This window comes from Shewanella goraebulensis (assembly GCF_030252245.1).
GTDB lineage: Bacteria > Pseudomonadota > Gammaproteobacteria > Enterobacterales > Shewanellaceae > Shewanella > Shewanella goraebulensis.
The window spans coordinates 812,296-834,600 of the sequence record NZ_CP126972.1 but is presented as its reverse complement, the minus strand read 5'-3'; the positions used below and the strand labels follow the sequence as shown (position 1 = coordinate 834,600).

Genomic DNA, 22,305 nt, shown 5'->3' with positions numbered 1-22,305 from the left:
AAGTAAAGGCATACACTCCCCTGTGTATGCCATAACATCAAACTAGCTAGAGGTTAATTAGTTTTCTAAAGCTTGCGCTTTCTGCTTAGCAAAGTACTCACGTGTTAGGGCAAATACCACAGGGCTCAATAATGCGAGCGCAATCAAGTTTGGAATTGCCATCATAGCGTTCAGCGTGTCCGCCAATAACCAGATAAATTCAAGAGAGCTCACTGCGCCAATAGGTACGACGAGAGTCCACACTAATCTAAACGGTTTTACTACCTTGTCACCAAACAAGTACTGCATACATTTTTCACTGTAAAAACTCCAGCCTAGGATAGTGGTAAATGCAAATACAGCCAGAGCGATAGCAACAATATAATTACCCATAGGCAATGCATGGGAAAAGGCAAATGATGTTAATGCCGCGCCATTTTCGCCTGATGTCCAAGCGCCAGAAACGATAATTGCCAAGCCTGTAATAGAACAGACAATGATGGTATCAATGAATGTACCTAGCATTGCAACTAACCCCTGTTTAACAGGTTCATTAGTTTGTGCTGCAGCATGGGCGATAGGCGCACTACCTAAGCCAGCTTCATTTGAAAATACACCACGGGCGACACCAAAACGAATCGCAGCCCAAACAGCCGCACCTGCAAAACCACCTTGAGCAGCAACGGGGTTAAAAGCACTGTGAATAATTAATTGAAATGCAGCCGGAATTTGGTCTGCATAGACCACTAATACCGCTAAGCCTGCCGTGATATAGAATAAAGTCATTAACGGTACTAATTTACCTGCAACATCTGCAATACGCTTAATACCGCCCATTAGTACAGCACCAACTAATACCATTAACACTAAACCTGTGACCCAATTGGGTACACCAAAATTACTGCTCATCGCATCAGCTACAGAGTTAGTTTGCACCGTATTACCAATACCGAAACCAGCAAGTGAACCTAGAACGGCAAATGCTGTACCTAACCAAGCCCACTTACTGCCAAGACCATTTTTTATGTAATACATCGGCCCGCCGACATGATTACCGTTACCGTCTTTTTCACGGAACTTTACCGCTAATACGGCTTCTGCAAACTTAGTTGCCATACCGACTAACGCTGTACACCACATCCAAAATAGTGCGCCTGGGCCACCCAAGAATATGGCTGTTGCCACACCTGCAATATTACCTGTACCAATGGTTGCTGATAGTGAGGTCATTAATGCATTGAAAGGGCTAATTTCGCCTTTTTCATCTTTGCCTGACTCACCGCGTCCTGACCATAACAGCTTAAAACCTGTGCCTAATTTTAGGATTGGCATTAATTTCAATCCAATGGATAAAAATAATCCCACTCCTAAAATCATCACCAACATGGGAACGCCCCATACGATGCCGTTAACCGTGTTTACAAATGCTGTAACCTGTTCCATCTAAAACCTCATAATGAGTTAAGTATTTATTGTTATTTTCATTATTGTTAGTTGTTGTTATCACTTAAGTTTTAATCAGCAACTATGTCCCGTATTTGCATCAAGCAAAAAAGAAGAGAATTCAGATTACCTGCATTACACACAAATTGGAAACACCAACGCGATAATCATCTAAAATTAACTCATTAACTGTATTAAATCAGCAGATTGATTGGATTAAATTATTAAAAAAGGCACTTCTAATATGATAGTGCCTTTTGCAATAGTTTTAATATTGCCGCTTTCAAAGCAGGCTTATTAACAAGGCAAAGCTGTATGGCTTACGAGCAAAGCAGAAGGGGAAAATTATTTATTAAGTATCATCTGCAAGTTATCAGCCCTGCTTGTAAGTCATTACTATAAGGCGGTTTCAAAGTTCATCAACATCTACACCAACACCAACACCAACACCAACACCAACATGATAATCATCGGCTAATTCATTTGGCCGCTAAAGACCCAAGTTACATGCGTTTGTTGCTCGTCTATTGAGTTAATTTTTTATAGCAGTCTTGGCAAACACAGGCTTTGCCTGATAAGTCAGATAATAATTTCGGATCCACTTTTTTTTCAGCTGACTGAGTCAAACACCAGCAACTTTCAATCGATAAACCCGCTGTTACCGCACACTGATTTTGTTTAAAGCATATTGGACAAATTAATGATTCACTCACCTCTTTCAAGTCAACTGCTTTATCATTTGGTTGAAATACCTGTACTGGGGGGACTTGTGCCATTGAGGCTCTCCTCATTTCAAACCCATAGAGTATGAGTTTAGATTGGTTAACTTTACTTAACTGCGCTTAATTATGAGCCCAGAGTATAAAACAAAAAATCGGTGCAAAAGCACCGATTCTTTACTAACAAAAGCTTACTAACAAAAATTTACTAACTAAAAGTTTTCGTTTATTGCGATGCTGGGAATATTGGGTAAGCTTCTACGCCTAAGGTGACACTTGCATCTATTGGGCTTGGCTTGCCATAAAAACCATCATGCTGATGAAAACTGGCTTGAGTTTCAGCGATATGACCTTTAAACCTTGGGTCTTGTGGACGTTCATGAGCATTAACAAACGCTGCGACATCCCAAGCTTGCTGCACCGTTAACTGCATGCTTTTACCCAACGGCATATTTTCATATATAAAATTAGCTGCAGTATTAACTCGGTGCATACCAGCCCCCCAGTTATAACTTTGTGGTCCCCACAATGGTGGTAATGAACTGACTTCAGCCATCTTCAAGCCTTGGCCATCATCACCATGACATGCCTGACAATGGGCTTGATAAACGGTCTCACCGCGCTGTACTGAATAAGCCAATTCAGGCTTAGCTAACTTTGGAAAACCTCGCCCAGGTAACATTGTGAGCGCTTTTTGATCGAGCTTTGAAGTGACCGCATCAGGTAAAGGAAAATCTTCTCTATTACCGCCCTTAAGCAGCTCTCCATCAGTCATTTCAGGTACTGGGCCAGTAATGCCAAACTGATTCATTAATCCACTCATGGCTAACCAATAAGAATAAGCTGAAATGGCCACCAAAGACTCACTGCCAGATTCTGGCGCTTTACCATTCATTGAATAAGTAAAACAGCCTTGAATACGTTCTTCATAAGAGTTTACTTTATCGTTTTTCTTACGATATGCAGGATAAGCCAAATAAGCGCCCCAAAGCGGTGAAGCATTTGCCTTATTACCTGCATTCATATGGCAATTAACACAGTTTAATTCGTTACCCACGTAGGTATCGCGCATTTGCTGACTATTCACAAATAACTGATAACCCTTTCTGACTTTGTCACCAAATTCGCCCTTGGGAATAGTAGATAGTTCACTTGGCGTTAAATATTGTGCATTAGCATCTTTTGCAACAGAAGGAAGTTGCGCTTGTCTATCAGGTAACTCTGTTGCTGATAATCCCAAACTTAGGAACACACCAGCCACTGAAAAGTAATATAGCTTCATAGTATGTCCTTATTTCTGAGCCGAAAAGTATTGGGTTAATGCATCAATTTCTGCAGCGGTGAGCTTTTTAGCAATATTGCCCATCATGTTGTCAGCATCCCCAGTACGGGTGCCTGTTTGCCATGCCAATAATTGATTTTTAAAGTAGGTGGGTTCTTGACCAGCTAATCGGGGGAATTGACCCGCGCCAATACCTGACGGACCATGGCAACTGGTACAAGCAGGAATATCCCGTTGCCAATCACCTTGATATGCCAGTTTCTCGCCAATATCGTCGATAACCACTTTATCACCGCGATATTGCAACTTAATAGCTGTAACAGGTTTTGATGCAAAAAAGTCCGACACTACTTTGATGTTATCGCCTTGGACTGTCATCGCCATAGCCATCATTGTTGGGTTTTGACGTGAACCAGTCTGAAAATGGCTCACTTGCGTGGCAATATACTCGCTGGATAACCCAGCTAGACGAGGCCCTGCAACTCCGAGCCCTTCACCATTGACACCATGACAGCTAAGACAAACTTGTGCAGCTGCTGGCACCTTTTGTAATAACTCTTTGGGTGATTCATCAGGAATAGTAGCCATCGCACTAAAACTCATGACACTGCTTAAAAAGATACTAGCCCAAACGGCAGAATTTACACTCGTCAAACAGTCATCCTTTAAACGATTATTTTTATTCATTTATCAGCCTCTTGTTGAAATCCATCTCCGACTTAATACCACTATAAACAAAAATGACATGCTTAAATAGATTGTTTTTCGTACAGATGTGTTGAGCGTTATATAATCGTTTTATCTCAAGTTTTTAGTCACAAAAAAAGGCTTACTCCTATTAGGAATAAGCCTTTAATAATTAATGTAAAACTGAACTACAGCACGATTTACTCTTGCAGTAAGTCTTTGCAAATCTGCACTAAGTCAGATTGCACCGCCGCTGCCGTCACTTCTCTGCCAGCGCCAGGTCCTCGGATAATCAGCGGATTGCCTTGATAAAATGCACTACGGATAACAAACACATTATCACCAGGAGTTAAGTTGGCATAAGGATGATTGGAATCAACCCATTGAATACCCACTTCAGCATGCATCTTGCCATCCACTTTATCCAGTGATGCTACATAACGCAGTACTTTGTTCTGTTCAGAAGCCGCAGTAAATTGTTGCAACATACTTTGATCTAATTCGCTAATACGGACAAGAAAGTCATCCAGAGATAAATCGGCTAATTCTGCAGGCACTAACGAGTTTAAAACAATATCTTCAAGCTCAATATCAAAGCCAATCTCTCGGGCTAAGATCAGCAACTTGCGCTGCATGTCTCTTCCTGAAAGATCGTCTCGAGGATCGGGCTCTGTTATCCCCAACCCTCGTGCTTCAACCACTAATTCTGAAAACGATTTTTGGCCATCATAATGTTCAAACAACCAACATAAGGTACCAGAGAAAATACCACCTACAGCCTCAATCGCATCACCACTATTACGCAAGTCGTTTAACGCATGCTGAATCGGCAGTCCCGCACCACAACTGGCATTATAACGCCAAAACAAGCGGCGATTACTGAGTTGTTGCTTTAACTCGCGATAAAACGGCAATGGTCCGGAGCCTGCAAGTTTATTGGCACTCACCATATGAATGCCACGAGCAAATAACTCAGGATACTGCAGCGTTAAGCTCGCACTTGCGCTGATATCTAATGCCACTAACTCATCACAATCAAGTTGTTCTAGCTGCTCAAATAAGCTCGGGTAGTCCCACTTTTGGGCTGTGGTATCGAAACTGTCTTGCCAGTTATTAATATCAATACCTTGTGGACAAATTAGCGCTTCTTTTGAACTAAGTAAGCCAACTAACTGCACGGTAGCTTCTAGCTCACGGTTTAGCGCAGTTGATGAGCGCTGGAATAAATCAATCCAGGCCTCACCAATATTACCCACACCTAACAGCAACACTCCAATTCGCATACGCGGGCCTGCGCAGCGGCGATGCACTTTTTGAGTCAGTAAATTAACTTGAGCTTTAGGCACTAATGTCACCAAGCTCAATCCATCTTGATATAACGGCTTAGCGTCACGACTTAGCAGACGAGCAAAACTGCGACGATAGTGCTCAGCGTCAGCGCTAACGAGTGCCACTAGACCTAAATCGTTATTCACACGAATATCACTGATTGCCAACGCTTCAGCATGTAATTCGAGTAAACTATGAACCTGCTTCTGATTTTCAAGCGTAAAGGCTAATTCCACCTTATGGTGGGCAGAAGTCCAGTAGGCTAATGGCGCAATGCCTTCTTGAGCTAATACGGCAATTAAATCTTGAGCTTGAGACAGCTGCTTAATTCGAAACAACACCACTTCATTAAGGTTAGTCACCACTGGCGCACTGGCCGATGAGCTTTGTGGCGCGATTAAAGTAAAGTCTGTGTGTGATGCATAGCTTGAACGTACTGCTAAGCTGACATTGGTATCAAATAATGGTTGTAAAGTGCGGTTATGCAGCACTGGAGAGCCCAGATGAGCAAGACGATCAGCTTCAACAAGTGACATGCTATTTAATAATTTTGCATCACTGATTTTATTGGGATCAGCGTTAAATACCCCTTCAACATCCGTCCAAATCGTCACCCGCTCAATATCCGCTAAGCTCGCAATAAGGGTGGCGCTGTAATCAGAACCATTGCGGCCAAGTAACAAGGTTTCATTGTGCTCATTAGCACAAATAAAGCCGGTTATAACCAAACGCTCATCAGGGTGTGCTTCAAGAAGTGTTTGCACTCTTTGACGGGACTCTTCAATGCGAATATTAGGCACAACACCTTCGTCAGCCACAAGAATCGAGCAGGCATCAACATTGATTGCTGCTACTCCTGACTCACGCAAAAGCGCCGCCATCAACCTTGCTGACCAACGCTCGCCAAAACTCAGTACATGGTTAAGCTGAAATTCGTTTCGCTGCTCTAAAGATAGCAAGCTGATGAGTTGTGATTTATCCGTTGACAAGCGTTCGCGTAAATCCCGAGCTTGCTCATTGGAAAGTAACTGTTCAATAAGGTTTTGCTGATAACTTACCAGCACTTGCAGTTCTTCTTGCCAAAGTTCGCCTGCTTCTCTTAGCGACAATAACTTATACAAAAAGTTAGTACTTTTACCCGCAGCTGACACAACGACTAAATCATCACAATTGCCATGAGTCAGCAAAATATGTGCGACGCGGCGATAGCAATCAGCATCAGCTAAACTTGAACCACCAAACTTATGTAAATGACTGCGGGTCATTTGTAACTCCTTAAACCACTTCAAACTACCACGCAAACTTAGCATGGCGGCAATAAAATCTTACTTGTTCAACTCAAGACTGTTTAACGATTCTCTCGCCTAAAATGCTGCTTCAGCAGCTAACCCAGCTTGAATATCGGTAACCAAATCTTACTTGTTCAACTTAAGACTGTTTAACGACGCTCTCGACTAAAGTTCTGCTACAGCAGCTAACCCAGCTTGAATATCGGTAACCAAATCTTCAGCATCTTCAATACCGACAGATAGTCTCAATAATGTATCTTTAATACCAGCTTCATAGCGGGCTTCTGGCACCATTGCTCTATGGGTCATGGTTGCAGGTACGGCAACTAAGCTTTCCACTCCGCCTAAGCTTTCAGCAACACTGAAAATCGACAAGGCACCTAAAAATGCCACCACTTCAGCTTCGCCACCTTTAAGTTCAAAACTTAACATAGCGCCAAAGCCTTTTTGTTGTTTGGCTGCAATATCGTGACCTGGATGGTCTTTTAAGCCTGGGTAGTAGACTTTCTCAACAACATTACTTGCTTGTAGTACCTCAATCACCCGTTGAGCATTAGTTTGATGCTCACGAATACGCACTGCAAGGGTGCGAATACCGCGTAGGGTTAAGTAACTATCAAAAGCTGAACCGGTCAGGCCTAATGTGTTAGACCACCAATGCAGTAATTCGCCAAGCTCTGCATCTTTAGCAACGACTGCGCCACCAACCACATCGCTGTGACCATTAATGTATTTAGTGGTTGAATGCATCACAATGTCTGCGCCTAGTTCTAATGGCTGCTGTAATATAGGTGAAAGGAACGTGTTATCAACCACTACTAGCGCATCAACCTCATGGCTTGCTGCCACAATTGCTTCAATGTCTACCACTCGTAATAAAGGGTTGGAAGGTGTTTCTAACCAAACCATTTTTGGCTTTTTAGCAATGGCATCAGCCAGTGCTTTTTCGTCTGTTTGATCAACAACGACTAATTTAAATTGACCTTTGCTGGCAAGATTAGTGAACAGTCGGTAACTGCCACCGTAACAATCGTGGGGAACCACAATTAAATCTTCTGGCCCCAATAAACTGGTAACTAAGGTTATCGCCGCCATACCTGTGCATGTCACTACACCAGTCGCACCATGTTCAAGCTTGGCAATTGCCTCACCTAACACGCAACGAGTCGGGTTGCCAGAACGGCTATAGTCAAACTCTCTTGGGTTTGTGTGTCCATCGAACGAGTAATTGGTCGAAAGATAAATCGGCGGGACTACTGCGCCATATTGAGTATCTGATTCGATACCTTGGCGAACGGCAAGTGTAGCAGCACGATGTTTGGTCATAATAAGCTCCTAAAGATTGACACACTAAAATAAAACAGCAAAGAGATGTCTAGATGGCTAAATGTACCTAAGCTAAATCTGATCGTCAACACAAATTAGACGTTTAGACGTCTAAACATAAAGAAATCTATTTGCTTTCGTTATAGAATAGCAGCAATAATTTGACTGTAATAAATAAGCAGTTAAAATCTGCCACGAATCTATCGTATAAAGGTGAGTTAATGACTGAATGGAATGGCGACTATATCAGCCCATATGCCGAACATGGCAAAAAAAATGAACAAGTTAAAAAAATCACGGTATCGATTCCTTTAAAAGTATTAAAAGTATTGACCGATGAGCGTACTCGCCGTCAGGTGAATAACTTGCGTCATGCGACCAACAGTGAGCTTTTATGTGAAGCATTTTTACACGCATACACTGGTCAGCCACTGCCAAATGATGATGACTTATCTAAAGAAGGCCCTGACAGCATCCCTAGTGAAGCAAAAGCATTAATGGATCAAATGGGTATTGAATGGGAAGACTTAGACGACTAAGTTAAGCTGTAACTAAATGAATCTTGAGCTTATGTTCCGATGTAAGCCCCATTAGTTTAGTTCACCCACATCGCCATATTACCCAATGTAATATGGCGATTTCTGAGTCACCTCGTACTCATAGAGAAGTATATGGCATTTATCGATCCGCAAACCTTGATGCTTGCATCGGTTATTATATTTCTTGGCGCATTAACCCAAGGCCTTATCGGCTTTGGTTTAGCGGTTGTTGCAAGTCCCCTGCTTTATATTATTGACCCTCAACTCGTCCCAGTACCAGTTATTGCCTGTGGGTTTTCCATTGCCTTTTTGACCTTGCTACGGGAACGCACTTCGCTACAATTTAATGGTCTGCAATATGCTTTGATTGGGCGTATTCCAGGTGGGTTTCTCGGCGCTGCCTTACTGGTATTTGCCCCGCAATCAGTATTAGGTCTCGCCATTGCCTTTATTGTTGCTTCAGCAGTCATTCTCAGTTTTTACAAAATTACCGCCCCCGTTAATCGTATAACCTTATTTATTGCTGGAGTGCTATCGGGGGTTTTTGGCAATATAGCCGCAATTGGTGGTCCACCATTGGCTATTCTATTAGCTGGAAAAGACGCGCCACAATTTCGCGCAGCATTGTCTATTTTCTTTGTATTCAGTTCGATGATAGCTATGGTGATTCTGGTCATTGTTGGCTTGGTTGAAACCAAACATGTTTGGCTGTCATTAATGCTATTACCATCGGTATTTTTAGGCAGCTACGTGGCAGGAAAACTTAGCAATAAAGTCGACAAACAGAAAACGCGCATGGCAACGCTTGTATTATGTGGATTGAGCGCCTTAGTGTTAACCATAAAATCATTAATCGAACTCTTTGCGAGCTAAAACAATAACCTTTAAATTGAGTAAGCCGCAAAAATTGAATAAATCGTATAGATTAAATGTAAAGCGTAAAGGTTGATTTAGTTGATTTAGTTGATTTAGCGACATTGAAGTAAGCAGAGGTTAATGCAATCACAAAGATGTTACACCAAAACAGATGCTAGAAAATGGCTAGAAATGATAAGAGGTTTGAAGCACAGCGCCTATGGCATCATCTTCGCCATAGCTACCACTCATATCAAGCTTAAAAGCCTGACCAATGGCAAAACCAGTACCAAAAGAGTAAATATCAACATTATTATCTTTTAGGTCATGACGATACCCCATACGCAAAGACAACCAATTTGTTGCTTTTACTTCACCGCCAACTCGCCAATATTGCACCGCATCAAGTTCTTTAAAACGAGTCTGGTCTACCAAATCAATATCTGTGGTTAGGGTCACTGACGCCCAATCATATGCGGCTCCAGCTGTTATAAGCGGCTCAACTTGATAATGAAATTCACGCCCTTGTGACTCAACTGTTTTAACGGATTTACTGAATACATTTCGCGCAGATAACCCAACGGTCAAAGCATCCATTGGCTCAAAAGCGACACCAATGTCGAGATTAAATAAATTCTCATCATTGCGATATTTATCATCGTCAAAATCATCGGCATCAAAGTTATTGGCATTGACAGAGTAGTGGTACGTATCTATACGCTGAAACTTAGGTGAAATCCCCACTCTTACTGGCATATTTACGATCGATAATGGGAAACTTAATGCCACGCCAAAGTCAGTGACTCCACCCGCCAGCACCACGCCTTGAGAGTCTAAGTCAGTGATTTCCGTTGGCGGATTAAGCGGGTCAAGTGTACTCAAGGTATCTATATCTGATTGAGCAATATCCGCAACCCCAACAGCATCTAGGTAGCTTTTATAAAACACCGCCATAGGCAGATACTCATTAGGGATAACAAAAGCTGCGCCAATGCCAGCAGATACATTGGCGGTATTGCCTTTTAGTGACTCCAAATCAACAACTAAGTCATCTCGAAAGGTTTCAACGTCACTGGAATCACCGCTATTAATTGCAGCTTCAAGACCATCATAAGAGTCTTGCAGCGAATCAAATTTATCAATCATATTATCGCTATCAGCACCTTCGGCGCCAACGGCTGGCAGCAATAAAGAAAACGCTTGCGTCTTCTTTATTTCTTCATTGGTATAGGTGGCATGCGGAGTAAGAATGGCCAATAAAGCAGGGTTAATAAAACTTGCGCCAACCCGGTTAGATGCAGCAACACCAGTACCACCCATACTGTCGCTGCGAGCTTCAAAATAAAGCCCGCTAGCTTGCACATTACTGGCAAGCATGAACAAACAGAAAGGTAGCGCTAGCCTTTTTAGCATCCATCATTTCCCTATTTTTATTGTTATATAAAGATAGTAGAAATATTAAAAAATGTGATGTTAATCACTTAGCAGCAAACCAGTAAAACAGAGTCTTTTGTCTGTCTCTAAAAAGATCTATCTATAAATCAGGCAGATAAGTTTTAAATTTTTCATGGGTAAATTGTATAAATTTTTTTAAACGTTCAGGTTGAAATTTATCTTTATGATAAAGCACATAAAACGGCGTATCTGGTATGTGCCAATCACTAAATACCTCGACTAATTCATTGGTTCGAATTTCTTCAGAGCAATACAAATACGGCAACCTAACTATGCCGTTACCCGCTAACGCACTGATTTTCATCGCGCGGCCATTTTTACATCTAAAGCTACCTTTAATCGCTACTTCTACGCCGTCTTTGTTTGAGCTTAGTTGCTCAAAACGCCAGTGATTTATTGAACCTACGATACAAGCATGCTTATTGAGTTGGTTCGGGTGTGTCGGCTGTCCATATTTTCCAAGATATGCAGGTGATGCTAAGGTGCAGTTTTTTATATCCATCAACTTTCTGGCAATAAGGCCCGAGTCTGCCAATTCGCCCATTCTAAACACCGCATCAAAATGATCTTCAATCAAATCCACTCGTTGACTGCTAAAATCCAAGTCGATAGTGATATCAGGGTAGAGTTGGATAAAGTCATTGACCAACTTCACGATAATTTCTTCGCCTAAAATCCCTCCCACACAATTAATATAAATATTGCCTTTAAGACGTTCCGCACTATCTACTGTGGTAGCCACAGCTTGCTCAATTTGATGTAACGCTTGCTGGCATTGTTGTAAAAATAGCTCGCCCTGATCTGTCAATCGTTGCGTTCTGGTGGTGCGAATAATCAGACTGACACCTAGAAATGTTTCTAAACTCAATAATTGTTTAGATAAGTGCGAGCGTGAACAGCCCAATACTTCTGCAGCTTGAGTAAAGTTACCTTGCTCTGCAATCACCACAAAAGCACGGATATCTACTAAATTTATTTCTGTATTCATTTAACACTCAATATCCATTTGCAGGTAAGACGGTAACAGTTCTGCTGTATCCATCGTCTATATACGTCAATGACTCACCGCTAACGCTGGCGCATTAGAAGCCATATGTAAACAATTATGTTCTTTATTGATTATATATCAACAATAAAAAGCTCACTATAATTCTCGCAACTTACAAACAGAGGTCGACATAATGAAACAACTTATCGTAATTACAGGCGCATCTTCAGGTATTGGTGCAGCAATGGCTAAAGCATTTAGTGCAAAAGGCCACCCTCTATTATTGCTGGCTCGTCGCATTGAACCAATGCAGGCGCTACAACTAGAAAACAGCTTATCAATCAGTGTTGATGTGACTGACGCTACAGCAATGAAGCAAGCTATTGCCACTGCAGAAGAAAAATTTGGACCAGTGGGCTGCTTAATTAACAATGCTGGTGTGATGTTACTAGGCCAAGCTGATGTTCAAGAACCTGCTGAATGGAGCCAAATGCTCAACGTCAATGTGATGGGCGTTTTGAATGGTATTCACTGTGTACTTGCTGATATGAAAGCCCGCAAAACAGGTACCATTATCAATGTAAGCTCTATTGCAGGTCGTAAAACGTTCCCGAATCACGCAGCATACTGTGCGACAAAATTTGCAGTACACGCACTAACTGAGAACATTCGCGAAGAAGTCGCAATGGATGATGTACGTATGGTCACTATCGCTCCTGGTGCAGTTGAAACAGAGCTATTGAGCCATACCACCAACCAAGACATTAAAGATGGTTACGCAGACTGGAAAGAAGTAATGGGCGGTGTATTAGCTGCTGAACATATTGCTGAGACAGCTGTATTTGCTTACGAAATGCCACAAAATGTTTGTGTTCGTGAAATCGTTTTAGCTCCAACTCGTCAGCAACCATAAGAGCTTACCGACAACATCAATAGACACATTAATCAATGTGCACTGTAACTAAAACAGTGCACACTTTCTGCTGCATCCTTCCCCACATTTACTTTTATGCAACCACCAAGTATCACTTTAGAGATAGTTAAATATTAAAAGTGTGATCTAAAACCTGCCTTCAAAAGCGATAGCAAGCATTAAACAATACTCCCCCCTCTTAATAAAAAAGAAAATACCCTTTATTTATCAACAACAAAAACACACAGACCTCAATACATTAGATTTTTATCAATGATATTTTTATCAATTAGATTTTTATGATTTACTTGATCAAACTCAACAATTCCTTTTTTGACAACTGTTAAATTTAATAACAAGCCAGATACATAAATATCTAAGCCCATTAACTCAGTACAAAGTAAGACAAAGGAAATGATGATGAAAAAAATAAATAAAATACTCGTATGTGTCACCCTCGCTTTATGTTTTGGATCACAAGTTCAAGCTGCTGATGGAGGTAATCCTAAAAAAGGCAAACACCTCTATAAAAAAGAGTGCAAGGCTTGTCATGGCGTAGGCGATGAAGGTGGAGAGATAACCCCAATGAGCAAGACTATGAGCCAATGGGACCGTTTTTTTAAGCGTAATAAACACAAAGCAAAAGCTGAAGTATTCAATGCCTTGGATGAACAAGAACTATTAGATATCCAACAGTTCCTATATGACCATGCAGCGGATTCAGACCAACCACAAACCTGTGGTTAGGTAACCCAGTTAGACTGTAAAACACTTCTAATTCAATAAATTAATGAAAAAATGGGAATTATCTCAGGGCTTCATGCTGCCTAAATTTAGCAAAACTGAGGATTTCCAACATCAATCGAAGGCAGTTTATGTAAGAGCTGCTCATTCGAAAGGAGAGATGTTATGCGTACTCTAATTTCACTATTAGTTGCTAATGCTTTGATGTTATCAGCAAGCGCTTATGCTAATGATGTTGATATACAAAGAGATAGTCTTAATAAAACCGATGCACAAAAAATAGCAGAGCTTAAACAACAGCTTGTCGATATCAATGATGAACTTGATGATATCAACAACCGAGTCGATAAAAATGAGCGTCACACAGCATTAGATAGAATAGAAATCACTGGCGACTTTAGAACTAAAGTTCATTCACTTCACTACCAAGATGTCACTTGGAACCCTGCTATTAATGTCGACTTTAACGATTTTGGTGCCAAGGCGATGGCAGGCGAGTTTGGAATGCCCGATGATGCTAACTCACCATTGGCAAAAATGATGGCGGCTAACCCCAACTTAGCGACAGCTTTTCAAAATGGACAACTTCAAGGCAACATGCCTTACGTATTGTCGCCCAAGTCCGTACAAGATATTGATAACGACCTATATTACACCACTCGTTTAAGACTGAACCTTAAAGCCAAAGTATGGGACAACGTCAGCTTTGCTGGTCGTCTGAGTATGTTTAAGAACTGGGGAGATTCAACGGGAGTACAAGTGTTTGACTCTTGGCGGTCGTTTACTATGGATGGCACCAATAGCGGCAACCCAAGCGGCGACTGGCTAAGAGTTGAACGCGCCTATTTTGATTGGAAAAATATTAATGGTTCACCACTGTATTTATCCATAGGACGTCGACCTTCAACTTATGGCCCACCAACCCAGTACCGGGAAAATGAAAAACGCGGCGGCACACCTTCTGGTCATTTAGTTAACTTTAATTTTGATGGCGCCACTATGGGTTATCACCTAAGTGATATCACTGGTGTTGAAGGCCAAGTGGTTCGCTTTTGTTACGGTCAAGGATTCGAATCCCAATGGGGAAATGGCGAAATGTTTGGCGATATCGTCACTAAAGACACTCACTTAGGTGGCTTTAATATTGATGTTGTTAACGACGGTAAAAACTTCCTTCAACTTACCTTGTTTGGCGCAAAAGATGTCAATGATGGCTTTAAAGGCACTATGGCTTTTCCAACTCAATTGGCTGAAATATTTGCTCCAACCATGTATCAAGACATGCAAAAGTTTGAGGACTTCAACTTCGTCACTCGAGTGCAGCCTAGCGATGTCATTGGCGATATGTTCTTAGGTGGTATTGGCTTTGCTCGCGAAGAAGATAATGACGTGAAGTGGTTCGTATCTGGAGGATGGACCCGCGCCGATGGTAATGGCAATGCAGGTATGTTTGGCGGCATGCTAACTGATGCTGTTTTTGAAGCTCAATTAAATGCAGATTCTAGTGAAATTATCATGATGCCTTCAGCAGCTGAAGAAAATGATGCCAAAGACGGCTACGGAATTTATGTCGGCGTACAAATCCCAGCACCTTACGGTAAAGTTGGCCTTGAATATAACTATGGTTCTGAATATTGGACTCCTTTCACCCAAGCTCAAGATGATCCTATTGGCAGTAAACTGGCTACCAGAGGACATGTGGCTGAAGCCTATTACATGTTTGATATCAATCCGAGAATGTTTATTAAACTCGCAGGGCTCTATTACGACTTTGAATATACAGGCAGCGGCACGCCTGTTGGCAAACCACAAAAAGTGGATGATGTTGTTGCAGGCACAGCCTACTCAATGCTGCCAGTCGTCGATACCGCTTACGACGTTAATGCATCTCTTACTATTAATTTCTAATGCTAATAACTTCCCTCAGCGATCGCTGAGGGTTGGAGTCCTATATGAAAACACTCTTAATCAGCTTAATTTCAGGTGGATTATGTTGCTTTAGCTTATTTGCCAGTGCAGCTAATCCACATAAAGACTATATAGAAGGGCCTTTTACTCAAGGCAGTGAAGTCACAAGTCAATGTATCGAATGTCATGAAGATCATGCTAAAGACGTGATGAAATCTTCTCATTGGACATGGGAGCTTGAGCAACAACTGCCAGGGCGCACCGTCAAACGTGGCAAAAAAAATGCCATTAATAACTTTTGTATCGCCGTCTCAGGCAATGAGCCTCGATGTACTAGTTGTCATGCTGGTTACGGCTGGAAAGATGACAGCTTTGATTTCAATGACATGACCAAAGTAGACTGTTTAATTTGTCACGACACAACAGGCACTTATGTTAAAGATCCTGCAGGTGCAGGCGAAGTGCTCGCCAAAGTTAATCTTGAACGAGTGGCCCAAAATGTCGGTGCCCCAGTTCGAGATAATTGCGGTAGTTGTCACTTCTATGGCGGCGGTGGCGATGGGGTTAAACATGGCGATTTAGACTCTTCTATGTCTTACCCTGATAAAGTCACTGATGTGCATATGGATACTGATGGAAATGACTTCCAATGCCAAACTTGTCATACAACAGAGAGTCATCAAATCACAGGTAATGCTATGGGAGTATCACCAGGAGGCATGAGTGATATTGGTTGTGAAAATTGCCATGAAGCCGCTCCACATGACAATAAACGACTCAATAGCCATACCAGCAGCATCGCATGTCAAACCTGTCATATTCCTGAATTTGCTAAAAATGAACCCACCAAAATGAGCTGGGATTGGTCAACGGCAGGACAAGATATTGAGCAAACCAAAGATGAGTTCGGCAAACATACCTACATGAAAAAGAAAGGTAACTTTGTTTGGGCTAAAAATGTTCAACCTCAATATGCTTGGTATAACGGTAAGGCTGATGCCTATATGACTGGCGATAAAATGGACCCCAAAGTGGTCACTAAATTGACTTACCCTCTCGGTGATATCAATGATAAAAAAGCCAAGATATATCCATTTAAAGTGCATACTGGTAAGCAAATTTATGACAGCAAACAAAACATTCTCATCACAGCTAAAGTCTTTGGTAAAGGCGGTTATTGGAAAACATTTGATTGGAATAAAGCCGCTAAACTTGGCATGCAGGCCAATCAAGCGATGCTAGATAAAGGCATAAAATACAGTGGCGAATATGGTTTTGCTGAGACTGAAATGTGGTGGCGTATCAATCATATGGTTGCCCCAACAGAGCAGGCTTTAAACTGTAATGATTGTCACAATAAAGGCACTCGTATGAATTGGAAAGCATTAGGCTATGAAGGCGATCCAATGAAAAATAAGTCGATAAAGAAACATGCAACGACAGACTAACCAACCCGATTTAAGGTAAAAGAAGGTCTAAACTTGAAAACTGCCCAATGCAAAGAGGGCAGTTTTTTATATATAGTGCTACAAGCACTCCTTTCCATTGCCCCTTCCACCTTTATCTCAATCTATATCTCTATAAATCGATCAACAAACATAATTGTTCTCAATCAAACACGCCCTTTCCCGACATTCAACTTTCAAACTAGAACTAGCGTTAATTGTTGAATTAATGACCTTTAGCATTTAACTTAGATGTAATTCACCCAAAGTGAGCTACGCTTTATGGATAACAATCAGTGTTTAAAAGGAAGTTGAATAAATGCGGGAAAACTTCAGTTTACTTTCCAAAAATAAAGCCTTTCCAGAGCTTTTTTTATCGTCGACATTTATTAATTTATTGTCGCTTGCCTTGCCTTTTACCATGCTGCAAATTTATGACCGAATTTTACCTAACCAAGGTTATGGAACTGCAACTATTTTAGTATCTGGTGTCGCCATCGCTATTTTGCTTGAATTGCTGCTTAGGTATGGCAGAAGCTGGATCCTTGCAGCATCTGCAGCCAACTTCGAATTAAACACTACCAAAGATGTGGTTAATAAATTAATGCTAGCTGATTACCACCATGTCGAAGCAATGGGGACAGGTAAAATAGCCAATGGATTGGCCAGCATTGCGAATATGAGGGAACTCTATTCAGGACAAGCCATTGTAGCTTTGATGGACTTTCCTTTTGTACTGATTTTTCTTGCTTTAGTGGCCTATATTGGTGGTCCACTGGTGTTTATTCCAATTGCAGTATGGTTAGTTGTCGGCGCATTAGTCTATTTTATTGGGAAAAAACTTGCAGTTGCGACTCATGCACTGGCACTGTCTGATGCCGAGCGAACTAGAATGCTGATACTGGTTTTATCTGGTTTAACAACCGCGAAAGCCTTATCACTTGAAGATCGTTTATCGGGCATTTATAACAATATCAATTACCAGCGTCTTGATAAGCAGCAGCAAGTCGATTGGCTATCGGCAAAATTACAAGAAGTGATTCAAGGGGCATCCCAAGGTACGACTCTCATTTTAGTCATGCTGGGTTGTCTCGAAGTATTAAATGGCTCACTAACAACAGGTGGACTTGCCGCTTGTTCAATTTTGGCAGGCCGCGCCGTTGCACCATTAAGTGCAATTATCAGCCTGCGTTCAAGATTAGTCAGCGCTAAAACTGCAATGTCCCATGTTAACGACCTTACCCAAGTTCCAGCTGAGTCGTTTAAAGCCACAAAGATTTATCACCAAAAGCTCCCTTTAGGCCCAATTACATTTGAGAATGTCACTAGTAATAATCTTGGCACAACCATCAATAATTTCACTCAATCCATCCAACCCAATAGCTTAGTCAATTTACAGTCTAATCCTTTAAGCCACGCAAGCCATGTGCTCAGCATTATTGCAGGGTTCCAGAAAGTATCTTCAGGCCAAGTCTGCATTGATGATATTGCAATTGAAGAACACGATGACAAGGAATTCAGACAATCAATAACCTATGTTGCCCCCTGGCCTACACTCTTTGCCGGCAGCTTATTAGAAAACATGACCATGTTTAGAGCTGAATACGAACCTCAAGCAATGGCTATTGCCGATGCATTAGGGCTGACCAGTAAAATTGCCGAACTCCCCAATGGTTATCAAACCCTGGTCGGTGACAGTGATAGTCAAATGCTCAATAAGGGGGCAATCAAAATCATTGCGATTGTTCGGGCTGTTGTGCAATCACCTTCAATATTATTGCTAGACGAACCTATGATATCGCTAGATGCTGATGCCCAAAGTCGATTACTTAATTTGCTCGAAAAACTAAAACAGCAAATGACCATTATCACTGCATCTCACTTCCTCGAACTGGCAAATATTAGTGATAGTAATATTGAAATCATGGGCCATGCACACAATGCCCCCGACACAAAAAATGAACTTAAATCGAATCAAGAGGTGAACTCATGAGCACTTCTGATGTAGAACTTAAACCACTTATTGTTGAGCTGTTTAAGCAATTAGGTCTTTATACTCAGGCCAGTAATATTTCCAGCGATAACAATACCATTCAACTTAATACCCTTGGGTTATCACGCTTACTTAAAAAGCATCAAATTGATTTCACTGTCACCAATAATTCAGCCAAGCATCTTCATCTCTCGATTCACCCATTCTTGGTCATTCCACAAGATAAGGCTGGCTTTATTGTTAGAAGACAAGCGAACGTTTTCGAGAAATTTCAAGATAACCAATGGCAGCGATTCGATCTAACGCAAATAGATGACTCTGCATATATATTCTTAATCGAGTCATTGCCGACAACGAAGAAAAATGTTCAAGCTTTCGCAGCACATATGAGTAAGCGAACGAAGTGGTATCGTCCTGTATTTTGGTTAAGTTTATTGGCAAGTTTAACTGGATTAGCCGTACCTCTTTTCACAATGGCAGTATATGACCGTGTCATTGGAGGGCAAACTCCTGCCATTTTACCCAGTATTGCCTTGGGTGGATTATTAGCCGTAGGCATACTCGTTAGTACTCGACTTGCTCGCGCACAAATATTAGCAACCACCAGTAATCGATTTGCCAGAGACCTATCAGAAATTACCTTTTATCGACTACTGCATATGCCGCTCATGGTGTTATCTAGAGTGGGTATATCCAACCATATTGCCCGCATGCGAAATGCGGAAAAAGTCAGAATGCTGTTATCAGGCCCGGGTGGTGGTGGATTGGTCGACCTACCTTTCACCCTCATTGCGTTATTCGCCATTATGTTTTTAAGTGGCTGGTTAGTGTTAGTGCCAATTGGCATGTTGATTCTGTATTACTTGGTCATGAAAGTATTGAGCCGTTATGTGCAAGCAGCATCACCCACCATCAGTGGCGAGTATCAAAATGCCATGAGTGAATTATCAAAAAATTTACTGCAACTAAAAGCCGCGGGCGACACTGAAGCTTGGCAAACAAAATTCATTCGCCAAAGCCAAGAAAACAGTCGCCAAAACTTCCTTTATGCAAAACGCAATGGTCTTAATGCCGCTGTGGCTCACTCTTTGAGTCTATTTACTGCGTTGATAACCGTTTTTACAGGTATCTTTTTAGTGTTAGATCAAACAATATCGCCAGGTGCACTAATTGCTTGCGTGATGATGATTTGGCGCATTACTGGTCCTGCACAATTAGCGTTTTCATCTAAGCAAAAGTTCACCATGATGGACATTGCTGTGAAACAGTTTGATCGTTTCATGCAAGCAAGCACTGAACAGTCAGAGTTAAGACTAGATACGCCCGATAATGCCAAGGCTCCTTCGATAGCGTTTCAGCATCTCACTTTGCGCTATAAAGCTGAGGGGGAGGCAGCATTATCAGGTGTGACATTTGATGTTGAACCGGGCGAACTGGTTGCGATTATTGGCCCCAATGCCTGTGGTAAATCAACACTATTACTCAGCGCGCTTGGCGTACTTGAAGCCCAAGCAGGCTTTGTGACCTTAAATGGCAAGAACCTAAAACAGTACGATACTGAGCAGTTTCGTCACTGGGCAGCTTACAGCCCATCACAACCTGACATATTCCCGGGTTCATTAGCCGAAAATATCAGAATTGCTAAACCCGGCGCTAGCGATGAACAAATCATTGCAGCGCTGGTCAATGCTGGCGGCGAAAGCTTTTTTAAAAGTATCAATAATGACTTAACCGTCGACTTATTGGGCGAGAATAATGCCATGCTCTCAGCCATTGAAGGCAGTTATATCAATTTAGCCAGAGCCTTCATAAAGCAATCGCCATTCATATTATTAGATGAACCCTTGCCTCACCGTAACCCTGCGTCTAAGGCTAAATTAATTGAAACCTTACTAAACCTCAAAGGTAAATCCACCGTATTGTTTACTAGTCACGATCAAGATTTAATTAAACATGCTGATAAAGTCGTCATTCTAGATAAAGGCGCTGTTGTATACGCTGGGCCTATTCCAGATAAAGCTTCTGAATCTCCCCAAGCTTCAACAACATCACCTTCAGACCAAGCCATGCAGGAGTCTCCAACTAATGGATAATCGTCAACTAGCTAACAGAGTGTGGCCTGAACATGAATTTGCAGAGGCCATTGAAGCACCAGCAGAACGAAAAATGATTCGCAATGTCATTTTAATCATCACTGGATCAATTTTATGTATGCTGATTTGGTCTGTTTTTACTGATGTAGAAGAAATATCAAAGTCTAAAGGACAAGTCGTGCCATTAGGTCATCGACAAGTGATCCAAAGCCGTGCAGGTGGCACCATTGCGTCAGTAGTGGTAGAAGAAGGTGATGTGGTTAAAAAAGGCGATATTTTAGCAAGCTTTGTGTCTATCGACAGCTTATCAGCTGAAGAAGAGTTAACCAGTAAACGTGCCAACCTTATCATGCGAATCGAGCGTTATGACGCCTTTGCTGAACAAAGAGAGGCTGACTTTAGCGAATTTGCCATCGAGTACCCTGAGCTACTCCGACTTCATACTTCCGCTTTAAGACGAATGAATGAAGAGCGTATAGCAATGGAACAATTATCAGAATCCGATATAGCCAAAACCCAAGCAGAACTTGATGGTCTCAAAGCAGAAATCCCGCCACTGAGCGATCAAATACAAACTGCTGAACAAACCCTGAAAATGATGCTGTCAGTCACAGCAGAACAAGCGGTCTCTAAGTTACGCATTTTAGAGTCTCAACAAAAACTTGATTCCTACATGCGTGAACTCAAATCAATGGAAAGTAAGCAGCAAGTGCTGTCTAAAAACCTCATCAATTTAGAGCGACAGCTTAAGCAAAAACAGGCATCGCTATTTAAAGAAGTCGGCGAGAGACGTACTGATACCCAGGCAGAATTGCTCGGAGTGGTCGCAAGGCTTAAATCTTCTGACTCTTTAGTCTCCCAAAATACTGTCACCGCCCCAGTTGATGGCATTATTCAATCCATTCCAACAAGTTCAACTGGCAGTGTCATTCAACCGGGAGGTACTGTGGCTGTTATTGTGCCTATGACAAAAACAGGTCTAATGGAAATTAAACTATCACCCCGAGACATAGGCTTTGTTCACGTTGGACAAAGTGCACGAATTAAAATTGATGCATTTGATTACAGCCGTTATGGCGCACTTGACGGTGTAGTAAAGCGTATTTCACCCAGTACTGACTCCGATGAAAAAGGCGGCGTATTCTACAAGGTGCAACTATCCATAGATAAGCCTTATTTCTTAGATAACCCCAGCCAGTTTGAACTCATACCAGGCATGACAGGTGAAGCTGATATTGTCACGGGTGAGAAGAGTGTTTTCCAATACCTATGGAAACCCGTATTTACCAATATTAACGAAGCATTTGGCGAAAGATAG

17 protein-coding genes are annotated in these 22,305 nt (G+C 41.7%); 9 read left to right on the top strand and 8 right to left on the bottom strand.

Annotation, left to right across the window (positions count from 1 at the left end):
• Positions 1-57: 57 nt before the first annotated feature.
• The 6 genes from QPX86_RS03450 to metB form a co-directional block, all read right to left on the bottom strand.
• Positions 58-1,422, bottom strand: coding sequence for an alanine/glycine:cation symporter family protein (locus QPX86_RS03450; protein WP_285164193.1), 1,365 nt, complete (start codon positions 1,420-1,422; stop codon positions 58-60).
• A 524-nt stretch (positions 1,423-1,946) separates the two neighbouring features.
• Positions 1,947-2,198, bottom strand: a complete 252-nt coding sequence (locus tag QPX86_RS03445; RefSeq protein WP_220752709.1) for a cysteine-rich CWC family protein — start codon at positions 2,196-2,198, stop codon at positions 1,947-1,949.
• A gap of 169 nt (positions 2,199-2,367) precedes the next feature.
• The gene (locus tag QPX86_RS03440; RefSeq protein WP_285164191.1) at positions 2,368-3,423 is read right to left on the bottom strand and encodes a c-type cytochrome; all 1,056 of its coding nucleotides are present in this window, start codon (positions 3,421-3,423) and stop codon (positions 2,368-2,370) included.
• A gap of 9 nt (positions 3,424-3,432) precedes the next feature.
• Positions 3,433-4,026 (bottom strand): c-type cytochrome, encoded by a 594-nt coding sequence (locus QPX86_RS03435; RefSeq protein ID WP_285165130.1) that lies wholly within the window; start codon positions 4,024-4,026, stop codon positions 3,433-3,435.
• Between the two features lie 284 nt (positions 4,027-4,310).
• Complete coding sequence (locus QPX86_RS03430) at positions 4,311-6,704, bottom strand: bifunctional aspartate kinase/homoserine dehydrogenase II (RefSeq protein WP_285164190.1); 2,394 nt, start codon at positions 6,702-6,704, stop codon at positions 4,311-4,313.
• 189 nt (positions 6,705-6,893) lie between these two features.
• Complete coding sequence (gene metB, locus QPX86_RS03425; protein WP_285164189.1) at positions 6,894-8,054, bottom strand: cystathionine gamma-synthase; 1,161 nt, start codon at positions 8,052-8,054, stop codon at positions 6,894-6,896.
• 221 nt (positions 8,055-8,275) lie between these two features.
• Between metB and metJ the strand changes: the two genes are divergently transcribed.
• Complete coding sequence (metJ, locus tag QPX86_RS03420; RefSeq protein WP_102526657.1) at positions 8,276-8,593, top strand: met regulon transcriptional regulator MetJ; 318 nt, start codon at positions 8,276-8,278, stop codon at positions 8,591-8,593.
• A gap of 132 nt (positions 8,594-8,725) precedes the next feature.
• Positions 8,726-9,466 (top strand): sulfite exporter TauE/SafE family protein, encoded by a 741-nt coding sequence (locus QPX86_RS03415; RefSeq protein WP_220752713.1) that lies wholly within the window; start codon positions 8,726-8,728, stop codon positions 9,464-9,466.
• A 168-nt stretch (positions 9,467-9,634) separates the two neighbouring features.
• Here QPX86_RS03415 and QPX86_RS03410 read toward each other — a convergent pair whose 3' ends face one another.
• Positions 9,635-10,861, bottom strand: a complete 1,227-nt coding sequence (locus QPX86_RS03410) for a conjugal transfer protein TraF (protein ID WP_220752714.1) — start codon at positions 10,859-10,861, stop codon at positions 9,635-9,637.
• A 121-nt stretch (positions 10,862-10,982) separates the two neighbouring features.
• Entirely contained in the window at positions 10,983-11,891 is a 909-nt protein-coding gene (locus tag QPX86_RS03405) for a LysR family transcriptional regulator (RefSeq protein ID WP_220752715.1), read from the bottom strand.
• A 193-nt stretch (positions 11,892-12,084) separates the two neighbouring features.
• Here QPX86_RS03405 and QPX86_RS03400 point away from each other — a divergent pair, with 193 nt between their 5' ends.
• From QPX86_RS03400 to QPX86_RS03370, 7 genes are all read left to right on the top strand, one after another.
• Positions 12,085-12,804, top strand: a complete 720-nt coding sequence (locus tag QPX86_RS03400; protein WP_285164186.1) for an SDR family oxidoreductase — start codon at positions 12,085-12,087, stop codon at positions 12,802-12,804.
• A gap of 417 nt (positions 12,805-13,221) precedes the next feature.
• Entirely contained in the window at positions 13,222-13,551 is a 330-nt protein-coding gene (locus tag QPX86_RS03395) for a c-type cytochrome (RefSeq protein WP_220752717.1), read from the top strand.
• 162 nt (positions 13,552-13,713) lie between these two features.
• A complete protein-coding gene (locus QPX86_RS03390; protein WP_282167640.1) occupies positions 13,714-15,456 on the top strand; it encodes a DUF3373 domain-containing protein in 1,743 nt (580 codons plus the stop codon).
• Positions 15,457-15,500: 44 nt separating this feature from the next.
• Positions 15,501-16,904 (top strand): tetrathionate reductase family octaheme c-type cytochrome, encoded by a 1,404-nt coding sequence (locus tag QPX86_RS03385; RefSeq protein WP_285164183.1) that lies wholly within the window; start codon positions 15,501-15,503, stop codon positions 16,902-16,904.
• Between the two features lie 316 nt (positions 16,905-17,220).
• Positions 17,221-18,894 (top strand): ABC transporter transmembrane domain-containing protein, encoded by a 1,674-nt coding sequence (locus tag QPX86_RS03380; protein ID WP_285164181.1) that lies wholly within the window; start codon positions 17,221-17,223, stop codon positions 18,892-18,894.
• Positions 18,891-20,987: a peptidase domain-containing ABC transporter gene (locus QPX86_RS03375; RefSeq protein ID WP_220752721.1), complete on the top strand. Its 2,097-nt coding sequence runs from the start codon at positions 18,891-18,893 to the stop codon at positions 20,985-20,987. Before QPX86_RS03380 ends, QPX86_RS03375 begins: the two co-directional genes overlap by 4 nt.
• Complete coding sequence (locus tag QPX86_RS03370; RefSeq protein WP_220752722.1) at positions 20,980-22,305, top strand: HlyD family type I secretion periplasmic adaptor subunit; 1,326 nt, start codon at positions 20,980-20,982, stop codon at positions 22,303-22,305. Before QPX86_RS03375 ends, QPX86_RS03370 begins: the two co-directional genes overlap by 8 nt.